This window comes from Microbacterium sp. GW823-FHT02G05 (genome assembly GCF_058797175.1).
Map to the genome: position 1 here is coordinate 34,031 of NZ_JBXAJK010000001.1, position 17,251 is coordinate 51,281.

17 protein-coding genes are annotated in these 17,251 nt (G+C 68.2%); 5 read left to right on the plus strand and 12 right to left on the minus strand.

Translation table 11 applies throughout. The features are described 5' to 3' along the window. Positions 1–5: 5 nt before the first annotated feature. From AC1REM_RS00130 to AC1REM_RS00145, 4 genes are read right to left on the minus strand one after another with little or no spacing between them, the layout of a single operon-like run. Positions 6–1,496, minus strand: a complete 1,491-nt coding sequence (locus AC1REM_RS00130; protein WP_492512744.1) for a glycoside hydrolase family 3 protein — start codon at positions 1,494–1,496, stop codon at positions 6–8. Then, the gene (locus tag AC1REM_RS00135) at positions 1,493–2,326 is read right to left on the minus strand and encodes a carbohydrate ABC transporter permease (RefSeq protein WP_492512745.1); all 834 of its coding nucleotides are present in this window, start codon (positions 2,324–2,326) and stop codon (positions 1,493–1,495) included. The genes AC1REM_RS00130 and AC1REM_RS00135 overlap by 4 nt, the downstream gene beginning before the upstream one ends. Then, on the minus strand, positions 2,323–3,303 hold the full coding sequence (locus tag AC1REM_RS00140) for a carbohydrate ABC transporter permease (RefSeq protein ID WP_492512746.1): 981 nt from the start codon (positions 3,301–3,303) through the stop codon (positions 2,323–2,325). Before AC1REM_RS00140 ends, AC1REM_RS00135 begins: the two co-directional genes overlap by 4 nt. Before the next feature lie 19 nt (positions 3,304–3,322). Further along, positions 3,323–4,624 carry a sugar ABC transporter substrate-binding protein gene (locus tag AC1REM_RS00145; RefSeq protein WP_492512747.1) on the minus strand — a complete coding sequence of 434 codons (1,302 nt, stop codon included), beginning with the start codon at positions 4,622–4,624 and terminating at the stop codon, positions 3,323–3,325. A 128-nt stretch (positions 4,625–4,752) separates the two neighbouring features. Between AC1REM_RS00145 and AC1REM_RS00150 the strand changes: the two genes are divergently transcribed. Beyond that, complete coding sequence (locus AC1REM_RS00150; RefSeq protein WP_492512748.1) at positions 4,753–5,619, plus strand: spermidine synthase; 867 nt, start codon at positions 4,753–4,755, stop codon at positions 5,617–5,619. Between the two features lie 94 nt (positions 5,620–5,713). Here the strand turns inward: AC1REM_RS00150 and AC1REM_RS00155 are convergent, their stop codons facing one another. Beyond that, positions 5,714–7,519, minus strand: a complete 1,806-nt coding sequence (locus AC1REM_RS00155; RefSeq protein ID WP_492512749.1) for a glycosyl hydrolase family 18 protein — start codon at positions 7,517–7,519, stop codon at positions 5,714–5,716. A 248-nt stretch (positions 7,520–7,767) separates the two neighbouring features. On the opposite strand from AC1REM_RS00155, the gene AC1REM_RS00160 reads away from it, so the two are divergent. The 3 genes from AC1REM_RS00160 to AC1REM_RS00170 are packed head-to-tail and all read left to right on the plus strand — an operon-like array spanning position 7,768 to position 9,359. Continuing rightward, positions 7,768–8,295 carry a hypothetical protein gene (locus AC1REM_RS00160; protein ID WP_492512750.1) on the plus strand — a complete coding sequence of 176 codons (528 nt, stop codon included), beginning with the start codon at positions 7,768–7,770 and terminating at the stop codon, positions 8,293–8,295. 46 nt (positions 8,296–8,341) lie between these two features. Beyond that, positions 8,342–8,830, plus strand: a complete 489-nt coding sequence (locus AC1REM_RS00165; RefSeq protein WP_492512751.1) for a SprT-like domain-containing protein — start codon at positions 8,342–8,344, stop codon at positions 8,828–8,830. A gap of 46 nt (positions 8,831–8,876) precedes the next feature. Beyond that, the gene (locus AC1REM_RS00170) at positions 8,877–9,359 is read left to right on the plus strand and encodes a hypothetical protein (protein WP_492512752.1); all 483 of its coding nucleotides are present in this window, start codon (positions 8,877–8,879) and stop codon (positions 9,357–9,359) included. A 6-nt stretch (positions 9,360–9,365) separates the two neighbouring features. Here the strand turns inward: AC1REM_RS00170 and AC1REM_RS00175 are convergent, their stop codons facing one another. The 6 genes from AC1REM_RS00175 to AC1REM_RS00200 form a co-directional block, all read right to left on the minus strand. Continuing rightward, a complete protein-coding gene (locus AC1REM_RS00175; RefSeq protein WP_492512753.1) occupies positions 9,366–10,817 on the minus strand; it encodes an ABC transporter permease in 1,452 nt (483 codons plus the stop codon). Beyond that, a complete protein-coding gene (locus AC1REM_RS00180) occupies positions 10,814–11,575 on the minus strand; it encodes an ABC transporter ATP-binding protein (protein WP_492512754.1) in 762 nt (253 codons plus the stop codon). Before AC1REM_RS00180 ends, AC1REM_RS00175 begins: the two co-directional genes overlap by 4 nt. 124 nt (positions 11,576–11,699) lie before the next feature. Then, on the minus strand, positions 11,700–12,338 hold the full coding sequence (locus tag AC1REM_RS00185; protein ID WP_492512755.1) for a response regulator: 639 nt from the start codon (positions 12,336–12,338) through the stop codon (positions 11,700–11,702). Beyond that, complete coding sequence (locus AC1REM_RS00190; RefSeq protein WP_492512756.1) at positions 12,335–13,522, minus strand: sensor histidine kinase; 1,188 nt, start codon at positions 13,520–13,522, stop codon at positions 12,335–12,337. The genes AC1REM_RS00185 and AC1REM_RS00190 overlap by 4 nt, the downstream gene beginning before the upstream one ends. Before the next feature lie 79 nt (positions 13,523–13,601). Then, positions 13,602–14,630: an AMP-binding protein gene (locus AC1REM_RS00195; protein WP_492512757.1), complete on the minus strand. Its 1,029-nt coding sequence runs from the start codon at positions 14,628–14,630 to the stop codon at positions 13,602–13,604. Between the two features lie 5 nt (positions 14,631–14,635). Further along, complete coding sequence (locus AC1REM_RS00200) at positions 14,636–15,547, minus strand: 1,4-dihydroxy-2-naphthoyl-CoA synthase (protein WP_492512758.1); 912 nt, start codon at positions 15,545–15,547, stop codon at positions 14,636–14,638. A 68-nt stretch (positions 15,548–15,615) separates the two neighbouring features. On the opposite strand from AC1REM_RS00200, the gene AC1REM_RS00205 reads away from it, so the two are divergent. Further along, positions 15,616–16,311 carry a peptidylprolyl isomerase gene (locus tag AC1REM_RS00205; RefSeq protein ID WP_492512759.1) on the plus strand — a complete coding sequence of 232 codons (696 nt, stop codon included), beginning with the start codon at positions 15,616–15,618 and terminating at the stop codon, positions 16,309–16,311. Here AC1REM_RS00205 and AC1REM_RS00210 read toward each other — a convergent pair. Further along, positions 16,298–17,251, minus strand: a complete 954-nt coding sequence (locus AC1REM_RS00210) for a permease prefix domain 1-containing protein (RefSeq protein WP_492512760.1) — start codon at positions 17,249–17,251, stop codon at positions 16,298–16,300. The genes AC1REM_RS00205 and AC1REM_RS00210 overlap by 14 nt on opposite strands.

The window sequence follows — 17,251 nt, forward strand, 5'->3', positions numbered from 1 at the left end:
AGCGTTCACGACGCCCCGATCAGCCGTTCCCGCGCGACCGCGGCTCCGATGCGGCTTGCGGCACGCACATCCACCAACGGCAGCGGCAGGTCGGTCTGCGCCGAGGCGAGCCCGACGTTGACGACCACGGCGTCGGCGGCCGCCAGCGCGACCTGCGCGACGAGCTCACGCTGTGCCGCAGAGCTGTGCAGTCGGTCCACCAGGGCGATGACCTGCAGGCCGCGCTCGGATGCCACGCGGACGGCCTCTGCGATCGCCGCCGACCTCTCCTCCAGGGAGACATCCGTCGTGTCCACACGGACACGGAATCCGCCTTCGGCCAGCGTCTCCCCCACATAGGCGGCCGCGCTGTCGACGGCGAGCGTCGAGCGGGTGCGGGCGTCGATCACGGAGAGGGCGGACGCGGATGCTGCGGGCAGCGCACCCTGCACACCGAGGGCACGGGCGACGATCTCCGCCGCATCCAGCACCTCCGGCTGCGCGACCTCAGCGGCCGCGAGCTTCTCGCCGAGGCGCGCCACGCGGGCGACCGCCTCCTCCAGCCGCTCTCGCGACAGCGAGCCGTCACGGAGGGCCGCGAGGATCCCGTCACGCGCAGCATGGAAGTCGCGCTCATCCTGGTCGGGCAGCATGGCGGGACCAGGGTTAGTGGGGTTGCCGATGCAGATCAGATCAGCACCTGCGATCAGCGCCTGCGCGGCGCCACCGCCGATGCCGACAGACTCGCGGATCGCGGCCATGTCGAGAGCGTCGGTGATGATGACGCCCTCGAAGCCATCGCTGCGGAGCATCCCGAGCACGTCCGCGTTGAGCGTCGCGGGCTGCTCGCCCCACGCCGGAACAACGATGTGGGCCGTCATGATCGAGTCCACGCCCGCGGCGATCGCCGCCCGGAACGGCGGAAGGTGGTCACGCTCGATCTCTGCCGGTGTGAGGTCGATCGAGGGCAGCGCGTGGTGCGAGTCCAGGTGCGTGTCGCCGTGACCCGGGAAGTGCTTGACGCACGCGGCGATACCGCCGCCCTGGATCCCTTCGACCGCGGCCACGACGTGCGCCGAGACCTGTTCCGTGTCCGAGCCGAACGCACGCACCCCGATGACGGGGTTGCGCGGATCCGTGTTGACGTCGGCGACCGGTGCGAGCACGACGTTTGCGCCCGCGACCGCAACGCGGCGTGCGAGCTCCACTCCGGTCGCGCGCGTCGCCGCCAGATCGTTCAGGACGCCGAGCTGCGCGGCACCGGGAAGAGTGGAACCGCTACCGGCTTCCAGCCGGGTGACGCTCCCGCCCTCCTCATCGACGCCGATCAGCACTCGCGGATTGGCCGCGCGCAGTTCTGCGCTCAGCCCCGCGACATCCGGTCCCATGTTCTGGGCGAAGTACACGACGCCCGCGAGACCGTTCTGCAGTTCTTCCGTCAGCCACGACGGCGCCTGCGTGCCGAGGAACCCCGGCCACAGGACGCCGTTCGCGAGCCGGGTCAGCTCATCCGTCATCCCTTGACCGCTCCTGCGACGAGGCCACTCGAAAGGCGGCGCTGCACGATCACGAAGAAGATCATGACGGGGACCGTGATGATCGTCGACGCGGCCATGATGCTGCCCCAGTCGTTCGAGTGCAGACCGAAGAACGACTTCAGACCGATCGCGACGGTGTACTGATCGGTCGCGCCGCCCAGCATCGTCATCGCGAAGATGAACTCGTTCCAGGCGGTGATGAAGGCGAAGACGCTCGTGGCGACCAGACCCGGCATGACCAGCGGCAGCAGCACCGAGCGGAACATCCGCCACCAGCTCGCGCCGTCGATGTATGCCGCCTCTTCGAGCTCGACCGGAACTGCCTGCACGAAACCGCGCAGCATCCAGATGCCGAACGCGAGCGACAGCGCGACGTACACGACCATCAGACCGAGGATGCTGTTGAGCATGCCGAGGCTCTTGACCTGCAGGAAGAGCGGGATCACCAGCGCCTCGAGCGGAACCATCTGCACGATGAGGATCATCATCAGCACCATGGTGCGGAACTTGAACTTGAACCGAGCCACGGCGACGGCCGCGAGAAGGCAGACGAACCCGCTCACCAGCACGGTGACGAGCGCGACGATGAGCGAGTTGCGGAGGAAGACCCCGAAGCCGCCGTCGTTGAGCACGAAGATGAAGTTGTCGAAGGTGAACTCCTGTGGGAGGAGCGACTGCCCACCACTGGAGGCCTTCTTGTCGAATGCACTGGAGAGCATCCAGTACACCGGGAACAGCGTGAACAGCAGGACGGCCGTGATCGCTACACCGAGCCCGACCTTGGAGAGGATGCGCTTCGACGAATTCACAGCTCGTCCTCCTTCATGAGCGAGCGGATGTACACGATCGTGATGCCGATCAGCACGAGGGTCAGCAGCACGGCAAGGGCAGAACCGAAGCCGTAGCGGTTCTGACCGAAGGACTCCACGTACGACCAGACGCCGAGGTTCAGGACGGAACGGTTGCCGCCGTTACCACCTGGCATCAGATAGACCTGCGCGAAGACCTTGAAGTCCCAGATCGTGGAAAGGATGATGACGACGGAGAAGACCGGACGCAGCGTCGGGAAGACGATCTTCCAGAAGCGACGCCAGGCGCCCGCACCGTCGAGCGCGGCCGCCTCGAGCATCTCCTTGGAGACGCCGAGCAGGCCGGCGAGGATCGTCACGGCGACGAACGGGAAACCGTGGTGCACGACATTCAGCAGCACGATCGCGTAGAACGACCACTGGTTGGTGAACCAGTTGACCGGCTCGTCGATCAGGCCCCAGTCCAGGAGCATCCGGTTGAAGATTCCGCGATCGGCGTCGAAGATCCAGATCCAGACGTAGGTGCCGGTGACCGCGGGCATCGCCCAGGCGATCATGATGCAGCTGGAGACGATCGTGCGCCATACGGTGCCGAGGCGAGCGAGAAGCAGCGCGACGAGCGTGCCGACGGCGACCGTGACGAACACGGCGACGGCCGCGAATCCGACGGTGTTCGGGAGAACTGTCGTCCACAGCGTCGGCTTGGTGAGCGCCTCGATGTAGTTCTGGAGGCCGATGAAGTTGGTCTCACCGGTGTTGATCTCACGCAGACCGTAGTCCTGCAGCGAGAAGATGACGACCTGGATGAGGGGCCAGAGCATGAGACCCGCGAGAATCGCGAGCCCCGGCGCAAGCAGGAGCCACGGGCGTGCCTTCGCCCAGGTGAAGAGACGGCGGCCACGCGTGGGGCCGCCGGCCACGGACGCGGGGGTTTCCCGCGCGTCCGTGGCCGGCAGTGGTGCTTGCACCATTGACATATGTTGTCGTTCCTACTTGTTACTGGTTGAGCAGCTCGGTCATCTCAGCAGCGGCGTCCTTCGTCGCGGTCGCGACGTCCTTCTGTCCGCTGAGGATGGCCTGGATCATGGCGTTGGTGGTCTTCTTGGCCTGGACAGCACCGAAGTTCGGGGTCACCGGCACGGAAGCGCCACCCTCCACCATCTGCTTCGCGAACGGAGCGACGAGCGGGTCGGTCGAGGCGAGGGCCTCTTCCATCGCCGACTGCACGCCGGGGAAGTAGCCGGTCTCGGTGGCCCACTTCTCAGCGAACTCGCCGACGGTCATCATCTTGACGAACTCCCAGGCGAGCTCTGGGTTCTTCGTGGTGTTGAACACCGAGAGGTGCGAGCCACCGAGAACCGACGGGGAGATGGTGCCGGGCTTCTGGCCGGGGATCACGGCTGCGCCGATCTTGCCCTCAAGCTCCGGGTTCGCCTCGATGAGCGACTTGGGGGTCCACGATCCGGAGATCATCATGGCGACGTTGCCCTGCGTGAACGCGTCGCGCTGGTCCGTCTCCTTCCAGGTCGTCGCACCGGCCGACGAGAAACCGTGCTTCACGGCGAGGTCGGTGTAGAACTGGATGCCCTCCTGCGACTCCTTGCTGTCCAGCTCGCTGGTCCAGGTGTCGCCCTTCTGGGTTGCGACCTCGCCACCGGCACCCCAAACCCAGGGGTAGACCAGGAACTCGGCGTCACCGGGAACGGCGTAGGCGATCATCTCGGGGTGCGCGGCCTTGATGGCCTCGCCCGCGGCGACGATGTCGTCCCACGACTCGGGAGCCGAGAGGCCGAGCTCTTCGAAGATGTCGGCGCGGTACATGATCGAGCGCACGCCGGCGTACCAGGGCATGCCGTAGAGCTCTTCGCCGTAGGTGCCGGCGACCTCGAGACCCTCGACGAGGTCATCGCGCAGGCCCTTCTCAGCGTCGACGTACTCGTCGAGCGCAAGCAGTGCGCCAGCGTCGGCGAACTCGGCGGTCCAGGTGGTGCCGGTCTCTGCGATGTCGGGGGTCGTGCCACCGGCGATCGAGGTCACGAAACGGTCGTGCGCGTCAGCCCACTGCACCTCTTCGATCTTGACCTTGGCGCCGGTCTTCTCCTCGAACTCGGCCGAGACGGCGTCGTAGAAGGCGGTGGCGTCGGGGTTGGTGCCCTTCATGATCCAGACGCTGAGCGTCTGGCCCTTGCCGTCGACGGGGCCTTCGCTGGCCGCCGGCGTGCTGCCACCGGAGCAGGCTGCAAGTCCAAGGGTTGCTACCGCACCGAGTGCGATAACGGGAAGAATACGATTCTTCATTCGGCAATCTCCTCTTTGAAAACATCCGAGCGGCCGGGTGTCCACCGCTGGAAAAAGTATCCGGGATTGTTAGGCGTCCTGCAAGTTGCTTCCAATGTCGTTACCCGAACGACACGTAGGGTCGACGTATGGGACGAAATCGCGCCAAGGACACGGAGCATCCGAGCACGCGTCTGGACTCCGGATCGCGCGCGTGGATCGCGCCCTCCGAGTTCACCTCCGGCTTCGAACTCCTCGTCGACGACACCCCTCAGTCCCACGTCGATCTGGACGACCCGACGCACCTGCACTTCGAGTACATCGTCCGCATGGGCGCGGTGATCGACCAGCTCGCCGAGCCCGGAGCCGCACTCACCGCAGTGCACCTTGGCGCGGGGGCCATGACGATCCCCCGCTACATCGAGGCCACGCGGCCCGGTTCGCGCCAGCAGGTCGTCGAGCTGGAGGGCCCGCTCATCGAGCTCGTCCGCGAACACCTGCCGCTGCCGCGCGGCGCCGCCATCCGCGTGCGGATCGGAGACGCCCGGGAAGGCCTGCGCCGCCTGCCGCCGGCGATCGCGGGCAAGGTCGACCTCCTCGTATCCGATGTCTACTCCGGCGCGCAGACGCCGGCGCACCTCACCAGCATGGAGTTCTACCGCGAGATCGCCGAACTGCTCAGCCCCACCGGCGTGCTGCTCGTGAACGTGGCGGACGGGCCCGGTCTCGCCTTCGCGCGCCGTCAGGTCGCGACGATCATCGCTGCGCTCGGCGAGGTCGCGATCCTCGCCGACACCCAGATCCTGAAGGGCCGCCGCTTCGGAAACCTCGTGATCGCCGCATCCGCCACCGCCCTCCCCACCACCTGGCTGCCCCGCATCCTCGCGGCGGGACCGCACCCCGCGAAGATCGCACAGGGCGCAGAGGTCGCAGCGTTCGCGCAGGGCGCGCCGATCGTCACGGACGCGGATGCCACAGCATCGCCGCGCCCGGACTCTTCGCTGTTCCTGCGCTGAGCTCCCCGCCGCGGCGGGGATCTCACAACACAGCGAAGGGGGACCAGCCGAAGCCGATCCCCCTTCTGGGTGAGTGTGCGCTACGGGCAGCGCGTCACTTCACGACCCACGCCGAGCCTGCAGTGCCGGGCTTCTCGTTGCGGGTCCACCAGCGAGCCACGTACTCCTCGCCGTCGTGCGTCACCACTGCTCCCTTGAGATACACGTGATCCGCGTACCAGGGCTGCACGGCGGTCAGGTCAGCGCCACACTCGGCGATCGTCTGCCAGCCACCGGTCGTGGTCGTGTTCGGGTACTCGCCGCGGGTGTTCCACAGCGCCTCGTGCACAGCGCCGTCGAGAACGACGCGATTGCCGCGGGCGTACATCGTCGAGCCGTTCCACAGCGGGGCTTCCTCGCAGACCGTCTTCTCGGATCCGGCGAGCGGGCCGGGTGCCGCCGCCGAGAGAACTCCCAGGCTCGCGGCAGAGAGGTCGCCGGCGACATCGCCCGGAAGCTGCCAGAAGTCCACGCCGCCCAGACCGTTGGCGATCGCCCATTCGGTCTTGTGCTGCACGGCCACCGGGTCGTCCATCGAGAAGAACTCAGAGGTCGCCGGGTTGTAACCGTACGAGGCGTTGAACTTGCCGTCGGCCGTGTAGGCGTACTCGATCTCGATGCCGGCGGCCTTCAGCTCGTCCCAGGTCCGGGTGCTGCCGGCAACGCCACCACCGGACGGCTGCCCCGGCTCACGCACGGCGTCCTTCCAGCCCTGACCGTAGGCGGCGAGACCGAGGTTGAGCTTCGTCGCCGGGATGCCCGCGTTCTTGTACGTGGCGATGACCGTGTCGAGCCCCAGCCCGCCGTTGAACGCCGGGTCTCCGTAGATATTGCCCTGGTGACCGGTCTGGTTGCCCCACGGACCCCACAGGTCGTAGCCCTGGATGTTGCCGAAGTCGAGGTTCTCCCACAGCGCCGGGTCGTTCCAACCGCCGGCCCGGATGACCGTGGGGCTCGCCGGGGCGAAGGTTGTGATCTCGTACTCGGTGCCGTTCTCTGCTTCGCGCGCGTCGAGCTGCGCACGCAGCTCCTGCGCGAAGGCGAGGAAGTTCGCCTTGTCGTTCACGGGATCGATGACGTTGCCGACCTCCTGCGCCCAGTCGGGTGCGCCGGGCCACTCCCAGTCGAGGTCGAAGCCGTCGAAGATGCCAGCGGCAGCCCCGTCGCCGCCTCGTCCGTCGATCTCGGGCAGGTTGCCGTCGATGTAGAGGTCGATGCACGAGCTCACGAGCTTGGTGCGCGCCTCAGGTGTCGCGACAGCCGTCGAGAAGGACTTCGACCAGGACCAGCCGCCGAGCGACATGAGGACCTTGAGGTCGGGGTAGGCGCGCTTGAGCTGCACGAGCTGGTTGAACGCGCCCGCGAGCTTCTGCTTCTTCGTGTCGGCGACACCCAGGATCGACTCCTCGGCGCTGAACGCGCGCACGAAGTCGATGTCGGCCTCGCCGGCCGCTCCCGTGTCACCGGGTGCAGAGGCGACGCCGTCGGAGATGAAGCAGGTGTACGGCTCGACGCCGTCGAGCCCCTTGACGCCGGCGTCGCGCGCCGCGTCGAGCGTGGCCTGGTCGCCGGCGATGTTGCCGAACGAGTAGTTCAGGTGGGTGATGGAGCGGCCGTGCGCCCCGTCGACGAACAGCGCCTTCAGGCTCTTGGCCGGGTCATCCGCCATCCACTGCCCGTAATAGCCGACGTTGCGATAGCCGTTGATCGTCGTCGTGGGCGTGCTGGTCGAGTCCGTGGCATCCGCTTCGACGGCCTGTGCCGTGGGCGCGATACCCAACGAGAGCGCAAGGGCAGCGCCGAGCGCCAGGGGGATCGCCTTGCCCAGAGGCGAACGACGGGTGGACTGAGCTGGTGTCACGAACGAACTCCTTTGTCGGAACGAGAGATCGCGTCCCAGGACCGGACAGGCCGGTCGGACGCACCGCCATGGTCGCAGAGGCGCTCTGCGGATGTCTCCGGTCAGAGCGACTCTGTGGAAACTACGTATGCCCCGCCGAGGCGCACCGGTATACCGTTGTGGCGGTGGGCGTCGCTGGGCGTGCCTCGACCCGATGCCGGAAGTCGCAGGCAGACTGGATGATGATCGCCAGCGGACAGGAGAGACACGTGGGTTTCATTCGAGGATTCGACGAAGACACCCTCCGCGAGGTCGTCGATACCGCCGAGTGCGACGCACGGCTCGCCGAGATCGAAGGGCAGCGTTCGCTGCCCGCACTGCTCGAGCGCGTCTGGCTGCTGAAGGTGCTCGGGCGCCTCGACGAAGCCCTCTCGCTGGGCGACGAGACGGTGCGGTTCGCGCGGATGGCGGGAACGCGTCAAGACCTGCTGCGCTCGCGTGTCCTGCGCGCCACCGTGCTGCAGTACCGCGGCGCATACGCCGCCGCCGACCTGGAGATGCACACCTGCGCCGCCGAGGCGGAAGGGCAGGGGTGGCCGTCGATCGCCGCGTTCGCTCACCAGCACCGCGGGCGTAATGCATACGAGGTGGGTGATTTCGCCCAGGCACGTGAGAGTTTCAAGCGCACGCTCTTCCTCCGTCGCGAGGCGGGAGCGGATGACGCCGCCTTGGAGAGCGCACTGCGAGCGATCGAGGCCGCAGACCGACGACGCGGACCGGCGCTCGTCCTCAGCTGACGATCCCCCACTGGGCGTTGTCCGCCGCATGGCCTACCCTGACCTCATGGCCGAGTTAGACCGTGTGCGCATCTGGGGTGAGGCGCTGATCCGGGTACACCTCGACGACTCCTGGTCGTTCGCGTTCGACAACGCCAAGCGCCGCGCAGGCCAGTGCAACTTTCGCGATCGCCGCATCACGGTGTCCCGGTATCTGGCCGCCCGGTTCGACGACGACGAGATCCACCAGGTGCTGCTGCATGAGGTGGCGCACGCCCTCGCGGGTTTCCACGCGGCGCACGACAAGACGTGGAAGCGGATCGCCCGCGACCTCGGGTATGTCGGGGGGACGACACACCACGGCGAGACGGCGACCGAGCTCGCCCCGTGGGTGGGCAGCTGTCCGGCCGGACACACGACGTACCGCCATCGTCGGCCGAGCCGGCCGACGTCCTGCGTCAAATGTTCACGTACCTTCGACCCCGCGTACCAGTTCGTCTGGGTGAGGCGCGAGATCACGACAGAGGTCCGGCGCGCAGCGCAGCTGCCGCGCTGATCGCGCCCCGGTTCCCTCCCGCTCCTAGGAGGTGTTGGATGGACGTATGAGGATCATGCTGAAGTTCGTGATCGACGTCGATGCGGATGCCGCATGGCACGCACTGCACTCGCCCGCGGTGCTGGGCGAGATCTACGGCCCCCTCATCACACTCGAGCACCTCTCTCCCGACGACAGCCCGGAAACCGCGCACCCGAGCTACGCCGTGCAGATGCGGCTGTTCGGTATGATCCCGCTCGGCCGGCAGCTGATCGCCCTGAGCGACAGCATCCGCGATGATCGCACAGGAGCCGTGCGCATCGTGCGCGACAGTGGGATCCCCCTCACCGGGCCGCTTTCCACCCTGGACGTCTGGGACCATCAGATGGCGGTGTCCCCGGTGTCCGGAGACCGACGACGCACCCTGTGGCGTGATCGCCTGGTGATCGCCGGCCCCCTCGCCCCTGTTCTCTGGCCGATGCTGTGGGTCGTGTGGCAGTGGCGGCAGCGCCGTATCCGCCGGATCGCCCCCTCCTGGACCGACGGCTGACGCGCGCTACTCCGCGGCGAGCGCCTCGACCGGCGTGACGCGCGTCGCAAGGCGCGTCGGAGTGGCGGCGGCCACCAGCGTCAGCGCCGCGGTCGCGAGGACGATGATCACGACCGGCAGCCACGGTACGTAGGGCGCCACGAAGCCGGCGGGCTCCATGTCGGGGAAAGTCGGCACCGACCCCAGAAGCGACTGCGCGCCGACCCATCCGTAGATGACGCCCAGCACCAGCCCCGTCAGCGTCGCGGCGATCGTGATGTGAGCGGCTTCGAAGAGCACCATGGCGCGCACCTGGCCACCGGTGAGACCGATCGCACGCAGCAGTCCCAGCTCCCGTCGGCGCATCACGACGCCGATCGTGAGCAGGTTGACGAGTCCCACAGCGGCGATCACCGCGCACACCGCCACCAGGACCATCATGATCGCGCCGAAGGCGTCGAAGGGTGCGAAGACCTCCGAGGGAACCTCCCCGTAGAGCTGTCGCATCATCATGTGCTTCGCCGATTCGAGGGCGACGGCGAACATCGTCACCAGCGTGACTCCCATGACGACGCCGATCGCCATCCGGCTCGAGCGCTCCGAGAAGCGCATCGCATTCTCCGCTGCGAGTCGAGCCGTTGCGCTCGAACCGAACAGGCGGCCGACCGCGCGAAGCACCGGCGGCATCACGAGCGACGACCCCAGCGTCAGCCCTGTGAACGAGAAGAGACCGCCGACGAATGCGACGACGACGCCGAGCGGCGACATCAGGCCGAGCACGACGCCGGCGGCGAGCAGCAGCGTGCCCAGGCCCAGCAGCACTCCCGCGACGACATGGCGGCCGCGGCCCGCCGAGACCTCCTCCCGGCTGAGCTCGACCGAGCCGCCCAGCGCCTGAAGCGGAGTGACCGTCAGCACACGCCGGGAGCCCACCCAGGACGCAAGCCAGGTCGTCAGGGCGACACCCACCACCGGGACGACGATGAGAGGCTGCGCGAGCGTGAACCCGACGGGCGGGTTCGCGATGAACGGACCACTGATCGCCACGCCCGCGGCCGACAGCCCCAGTCCGGCGAGCAGACCCGCCGCGGCACCGATCACACCCACGATGAGCCCCTGCTGTCCGACCTGCAGGCGCTGCGAGCGCGCCGTCGCGCCGATCAGTCGCAGGAGAGCGATCTGTCGTGTGCGGCCTGCGACGATCGTCGAGAACGTGTTCGCCGTCACGATCGCGGCGACGTACATCGCGACCGCCGTGAGCAGCACCGACAGGATCGCGACGACCACGGCCAGTGTGCCGCTGTCGCCGATCAGCGGATCCGCCTGCAGTACGGCGCCGATGAACACCGTGGTCTCGACGAGGGTCACACCGAATGCCGCAGACAGCGTCGCCACCAGCACACTCGCGCCCATGCCACGCTCGCGCAACCACGCAAGCCGGGACGCCGGAAGCGGCGTCTCCATCAGGGTGGCGCTCATGCCGCCACCTCCGCAGCGAGCATGTAGGCCGAGATCTGCTCGGCACTCTGGCGAGGGTGGTCCGCAACGAGGCGTCCGTCGCCGAGAAAGAGCACGCGGTCGGCGTGGCTGGCGGCAATCGGGTCGTGCGTCACCATCGCGATGGACTGCCCGTGCTCGCGGCAGGCCGCAGCGAGCAGCGCGAGGACTTCGCGTCCTGTCCGCGAGTCGAGGTTTCCGGTCGGCTCGTCGGCGAAGATCAGGTCGGGGGCACCCGCGAGGGCACGTGCGATCGCGACGCGCTGCTGCTGACCGCCGGAGAGCTCGTGCGGCCGGTGCCGCAGACGCGGACCGAGACCGAGCGACTCGACCAGCCCGTCGATGCGGGCACGCTCCATCGCCGAAGGGCGGCGTCCGTCGAGATCGAACGGCAGCAGGATGTTGCCGAGCACGTCGAGCGTCGGCACGAGGTTGAAGGCCTGGAAGATGAAGCCGACGCGGCGGCGGCGAAGAATCGTCAGGTCGAGGTCGCCGAGGCCCGTGATCTCCGTATCGCCGATCCATGCGCGACCGCCGGTGGGCTGATCGAGCCCGGCCATGATGTGCATCAGGGTCGACTTGCCGGAACCGGAGGGGCCCATGATGGCGGTGAACTGTCCGCGGCGGATCCCGACGCTGACGTCATCGAGGGCGCGCACCGCGTTCTCGCCGGTGCCGTAGGTCTTGGACAGGTGCTGGACGCGGGCGGCGAGGCCGAGGTCTGTGGTCGTGATCTCCATGTCTTCGACGCTACGAAGAGAGCCTGGAACGGCGCATCCGTCCGCCGATTCATCCGGCTACATCCCGGGGATGATCCCGCGTACGCCCTCGCCTGCTTGCGGTTCCGGAAGGACCCGCGAGAGGTCAGACGAGGCCGTGCTCGAACGCGAAGACGACGAGCTGCACCCGGTCGCGCAGCGCGAGCTTGGCGAGGATGCGGCTGATGTGCGTCTTCACCGTGGCCTCGGAAAGATACTCCCGCGCGGCGATCTCGGAGTTCGACAGGCCCCGGGCCGCGAGGGCGAAGATCTCCTTCTCGCGGTCGGTGAGAAGTTCGAACTCCTCGGGCACCGCCGTGGGCTGGGCATCCGCGAAATGCGCGAAGAGGTCACGGGTCGCCGCCGCCGCGAACACCGCCGATCCCTGATGAACGGTGCGGATCGCCGAGAGCAGCGATTCCGGTTCGGCATCCTTCAGGAGGAAACCGCTCGCGCCCTGACGGATGGCGCGCGCCGCGGCCTCATCGAGGTCGAAGGTGGTGAGCATGACGACCTTCGGAGGGTCGGGCTGCGCGAGGATCTCCGCGGTCGCCGCGATGCCGTCCATCACGGGCATCCGGATGTCCATCATGACGACGTCGGGAGCTGTCTCGCGCACGACCTCGACGGCTTCACGCCCGTCGCCGGCCTCCCCGACGACTTCGAGGTCGGGCTGTGAGGCGACGAGCATGCGCACCCCGGCGCGAAACAGGGACTGGTCGTCGACGAGTACGACACGGATCATGCGGCTCCTCCGATCGGGAGCCGCGCGCGCACGTGGAATTCTCCGTGCACCTGCTCCGTGGAAAGGCTACCGCCGACGAGCTGGGCACGCTCGCGCATGCCGATGAGGCCGTGTCCCCCGACCGCGGGCGTGGCAGATTCTGCCGCTGTCGAGTTTCGGACGTGGAGGTCGACGTGGTGGGGCATCCATGAGATCGTCACGTCGACGTCGCCGCTCCCATGTCGCATCGCGTTCGTGAGCGCCTCCTGCAGGATGCGGAAGACGGCGAGCTGGATACTCGCCGGCGGCTCCCCCGGTGGCACCGGATCGATCGTCACCCGGGGTTCCATGCCCGCGTTGCGCACCTGTGCGAGGAGCTGCTCGAGGTCGGCGAGCGTGGGCTGCGGACCCTCCCCCTGCTGGTGGCGCAACTGGGTCAGCAGCATCCGCACATCCGACAGTGCGGCGCGTGACGTCTGCGCGATCGTGGCGAGTGCGGTCGTCGCAGCCTCCGGATCGGCCGCTGCCGCATACCGGGCGCCATCAGCCTGAGCGATCACGACAGCCAGAGAATGCGCGACGACGTCATGCATGTCTCGTGCGATCCGCACGCGCTCCTGCTCTGCGATCGCCACGGCTTCCGCGCGGACCTGAGCCTCGCGGTTGCGACGTGACTGCAGCACCAGGCGCCAGAGCAGACCCGCACCCCAGCACAGCAGCAGTCCGAAGACCCCGGTGATCATGAAGATGCCGCCGACCGTGAACACCCGCACCGTGGTGAAGGCGTCCTGGATCATCGAGCCGCTCGACAGCACCCCGAAGTAGCCTCCGGCGATGATGCCGCCCAGCACCGCGGATGCGCCGCCGATCCACACCAGGCGTCTGCTTCCCCAGGCCGCGGTCGCGAACAGCACGGCGAAGATGGCGATGTTCGCGATGCTCGGCACCTGGGCCGTGCTCAGCTGCACGAATGCCGCCGCCCACGAGATGCTCAGCGCGATGCCCGGACGAAGGCGTGCGATCGCCGCCGCGAACCAGAGCGCGGCACCGACGAGGAGCTGAACGGTGAGCGACGCCCAGGTCGGCAGCACCGCCTCCGTCTGAGCGGACACCATGGCCAGCGAGAGCGGCACCGTGAGCACGAAGCCGATGGCAGCACCCAGGATCTCAAAGACGAACAGGATCGAGATCGGCGTGCGGGTCACGACTCCACGCTACGGGAGCGGACGCTGGGCGGCATCCGTCTGCAGATGTATCCCGCGGGGTGCGCAGCCCGGACGATGTTCAGGTCGTCGCGGCTCTCGCGAGGGCCGTGAGAGCCGCCCTGTCGGGTTTGCCGGATGCGAGGACGGGGATCTCGGCGACGGGGATCAGCACCGAGGGGCGGGCGGGGGCTCCGATCTGCTCCGCGACCGCGATGCGCGCGACGGCGAGCAGTTCGTCGACGACCGGTGCGGTCACGGGAGCGACGATGGCGGATGCTTCCCCCCAGCGCGCGTGCGCGATCGGAACGACCACTGCCTGTTGGAGTCCGGGAATGCCGCGCACCACGCGTTCGACGCGGTCGAGCGATACGTTCACGCCACCCGAGATGATGACGTTGTCGGCGCGACCCGTCACCCTGACGACACCGCTCTCGATCTCCCCGAGGTCGCCGGTGCGATACCAGCGCGTCCCGTCGTGGTCCTCGACGAATGTCCGTGCGGTCAGCACGTCGTCGTCGAGGTATCCGTCGGCGAGCATCGGCCCCGCGAGCTGCAGTTCGCCGTCGACCACGCGCACACGCACGCCGTCGAGGGGGACGCCGTCGTAGATGCAGCCTCCGCTCGTCTCGCTCGATCCGTACGTGCGCACAAGTCGGGCGCCGAGCTCGGCAGCACGGGCCCGCACGGCATCGGGCAGTGCTTGTCCGCCCACGAGCACCGCGTCGAACGCGGCGAGCGCCCGCGCCCCGTCGGGATCGTCGAGGAGCGTGGCGACCTGGGCAGGGACCAGCGAGGTGAGCAGCCGCTGGTTGCGCTCAGAACTTGCCGCCGTGGCCGCCACGAATGCCTGCGCGGTGAATGGCCCCGCCATCGTGACCGGCTCGGTGCCAGCAAGCGCCGAGCGCACGAGCACCTGCAACCCCGCCACGTAGTCGGTCGGCAGGGCCAGCACCCACTGGCCGACACCGATGCGCGCCGCGGTCGCCTCGGCACTCGCACGAAGAGCTGCCGCACTCAACACGACCCGCTTGGGAACTCCCGTTGAGCCTGACGTCTCGATCACGGCGCCCGATGCCAGCGCTGCGCGCCCCCGCTCCGCCCCACTCATGCGCGTCAGTAGTGGTACGGGAACGCCGACCAGTCGGGTGCCCGCTTCTCGAGGAACGAATCACGACCCTCCACGGCCTCGTCCGTACCGTAGGCGAGACGCGTGGCCTCACCGGCGAACACCTGCTGACCGACGATGCCGTCATCCACCGCGTTGAACGCGAACTTCAGCATCCGGATCGCCGTCGGCGACTTGGTGAGGATCGCCCTGGCCATCGCGATCGCCTCGCGTTCGAGGTCTTCGTGGGCGACGACGCGATTGACCGCGCCCATCTCATAGGCGCGCTGGGCCGAGTACTCCTCGGCGAGGAAGAACACCTCGCGGGCGAACTTCTGGCCGATCTGCTTCGCGAAGTACGCCGAGCCGTAGCCGGCGTCGAAGCTGCCCACGTCGGCATCCGTCTGCTTGAAGCGCCCGTGCTCGCGGCTCGCGATCGTCAGGTCGCAGACGACGTGCAGCGAGTGTCCGCCGCCGGCGGCCCACCCCGGAACGACGGCGATGACGACCTTCGGCATGAAGCGGATGAGGCGCTGCACCTCGAGGATGTGCAGGCGCCCGGCGCGCGCCGTGTCGTGCACGGCCGTCTCGTCATCCGAGTACTTGTACCCATCGCGTCCGCGGATGCGCTGGTCGCCTCCGGAGCAGAACGCCCAGCCGCCGTCCTTCGCGCTCGGCCCGTTGCCCGTGATCAGCACGACCCCGATCTTCGGGTCCTGCCGCGCGATGTCCAGCGCCCGGTAGAGCTCGTCGACCGTGTGCGGCCGGAAGGCGTTGCGCACCTCGGGCCGGTCGAACGCGATGCGGGCGATGCCACCATCACGCGAGACGTGGGCCGTGATGTCGGTGTAGGCCTCAGCACCGGGAGCGAGCTCCCACTCGGCGGGGTCGAACAGATCGGAGACGAAGTCGCTGGTCACGCCTCCTACCCTATTCCGGCGTGCGCCGACGGCCGCAGCCGTCCGGCGCACTCGCGTACGATCGGGGCGTGCGTCTGACTTCTTCTCTCCGCCTTCGTCGTTCCCTGCTCGCCCTGGCCGCCGTGTCGGCGCTCACCCTGGCAGGGTGCGCCGCGAGCCCCGCCGCCCCGGAGCCGCTCAGCCAGAGCAGCGAGGCCCCTACGCCGGCAGGAGCGTGCAGCTATCCCGAGGCCAAGGGACGCCCCGCAGCGAAGCCGGTCGACGCCCCGAACGCGGATCCGACGCACTCCGGCCCGGTCGCGGCGACCATCTCGACGAGCGTCGGCGATCTCACCGTCACACTCGATGCAGATGCGACGCCCTGCACCGTCAACAGCTTCCTGTCGCTCGCGGAGCAGGGCTACTTCGACGACACGAGCTGCCACCGCCTCACTGTCCGCGGAATCTACGTTCTGCAGTGCGGGGACCCCACGGCGTCCGGCACCGGCGGTCCCGGCTACTCGTTCCCGGATGAGCTCACCGGCAGCGAGACCTACGGCGCCGGGACACTCGCGATGGCCAACTCCGGCCGCGACACCAACGGATCGCAGTTCTTCGTCGTCTACGCGCCTACGGATCTCCCGCCGGACTACACCGTGTTCGGTCAGCTCGATGAGACCAGCACGCAGATCGTGGCGGAGGTCGCCGAGGCGGGAACCGAGACCGGCAGCCCCGATGGACCTCCCAAGACCCCGGTGACCATCACCGGCATCACACTGAAGTAGCGGCGCGGCGCGCCTTACGCCAACCGTCGATCGCGTCCCAGGTCGAGATTCCGACGATCATGAACCCCGTGAGCACCGCCAGGATGCGCAGCACCTCACCGTCGACCCGCCCTGTGAAGGCCAGCTCGATGAAGACCGGATTGATCAGGTCGCCCCGTACCAGCAGTGTGAGGCCCCAGCTGACGAACAGAACGGCGAGTGCGGTGTTCGCCACCGCGAACGCACGCGTCCATCGACGATTGCCGTAGACGGCGATCGCGAGCGCACCCTCGGCACCCATGAGCAGGAAGAGCGCCGTGATCCACCCCGGCCACAACGCGGGGTCGAGCACCGGTACCGCCACGCCATCGACGACCGCGAACCCGCGGAAGTGATCCCAGATCACCGCGCCCGCGCCGATCATGAGGAACACGAGCGAGGCGATCATCTCGGAGCGCCCCGTACCGTTCTCCTGCGGCTCGGGCAGCATGTCGACGTTCCAGCGCACTCCCGTGTCGGCGCCCGTGCGCTCCAAGAGGAAGAACACGAAAGTCACCCAGAACGCGACGTGCATCGCCACGGTGACGGCAGCGCCGATCGACGTGCCGATGATCTCTCCGATCGGCGCATTCGCGAGGGTCTGCCCGAGAGCCACGGCACCCAGAACGCTCACCGGAACGATGATCAACAGGAGCTTCAGCAGACGCCACCACACGAGGTAGTACCGCGGGCCGATCAGGTGCAGAGGGCGCTCCGCATATCCGGCGGCGAGCGCCGCAGGGTCGCCGAGTTCGGTGAGGACGCCACGCTCGGCCGCATCCGGGCCCTCGCCCTGTTCGAGGCGCGCCTCGACAGCGTCGGCGATGGATGCTTCGAGCTCGATGCGCACGTCTTCCTGCGCATTCGGGCCGAGAGAGCGGGTGACCGCGTCGATGTAGCGCGCGGTGAGGGTTGCAGCCAT

Excerpts from the sequence above, each read along its gene's own strand:
- AC1REM_RS00130 (WP_492512744.1), bottom strand. The coding sequence starts at position 1,496 with ATGACGGATGAGCTGACCCGGCTCGCGAACGGCGTCCTGTGGCCGGGG.
- AC1REM_RS00140 (WP_492512746.1), bottom strand. The coding sequence starts at position 3,303 with ATGTCAATGGTGCAAGCACCACTGCCGGCCACGGACGCGCGGGAAACC.
- AC1REM_RS00145 (WP_492512747.1), bottom strand. The coding sequence starts at position 4,624 with ATGAAGAATCGTATTCTTCCCGTTATCGCACTCGGTGCGGTAGCAACC.
- AC1REM_RS00150 (WP_492512748.1), top strand. The coding sequence starts at position 4,753 with ATGGGACGAAATCGCGCCAAGGACACGGAGCATCCGAGCACGCGTCTG.
- AC1REM_RS00165 (WP_492512751.1), top strand. The coding sequence starts at position 8,342 with ATGGCCGAGTTAGACCGTGTGCGCATCTGGGGTGAGGCGCTGATCCGG.
- AC1REM_RS00170 (WP_492512752.1), top strand. The coding sequence starts at position 8,877 with ATGAGGATCATGCTGAAGTTCGTGATCGACGTCGATGCGGATGCCGCA.
- AC1REM_RS00175 (WP_492512753.1), bottom strand. The coding sequence starts at position 10,817 with ATGAGCGCCACCCTGATGGAGACGCCGCTTCCGGCGTCCCGGCTTGCG.
- AC1REM_RS00180 (WP_492512754.1), bottom strand. The coding sequence starts at position 11,575 with ATGGAGATCACGACCACAGACCTCGGCCTCGCCGCCCGCGTCCAGCAC.
- AC1REM_RS00185 (WP_492512755.1), bottom strand. The coding sequence starts at position 12,338 with ATGATCCGTGTCGTACTCGTCGACGACCAGTCCCTGTTTCGCGCCGGG.
- AC1REM_RS00195 (WP_492512757.1), bottom strand. The coding sequence starts at position 14,630 with ATGAGTGGGGCGGAGCGGGGGCGCGCAGCGCTGGCATCGGGCGCCGTG.
- AC1REM_RS00210 (WP_492512760.1), bottom strand. The coding sequence starts at position 17,251 with ATGGCTGCAACCCTCACCGCGCGCTACATCGACGCGGTCACCCGCTCT.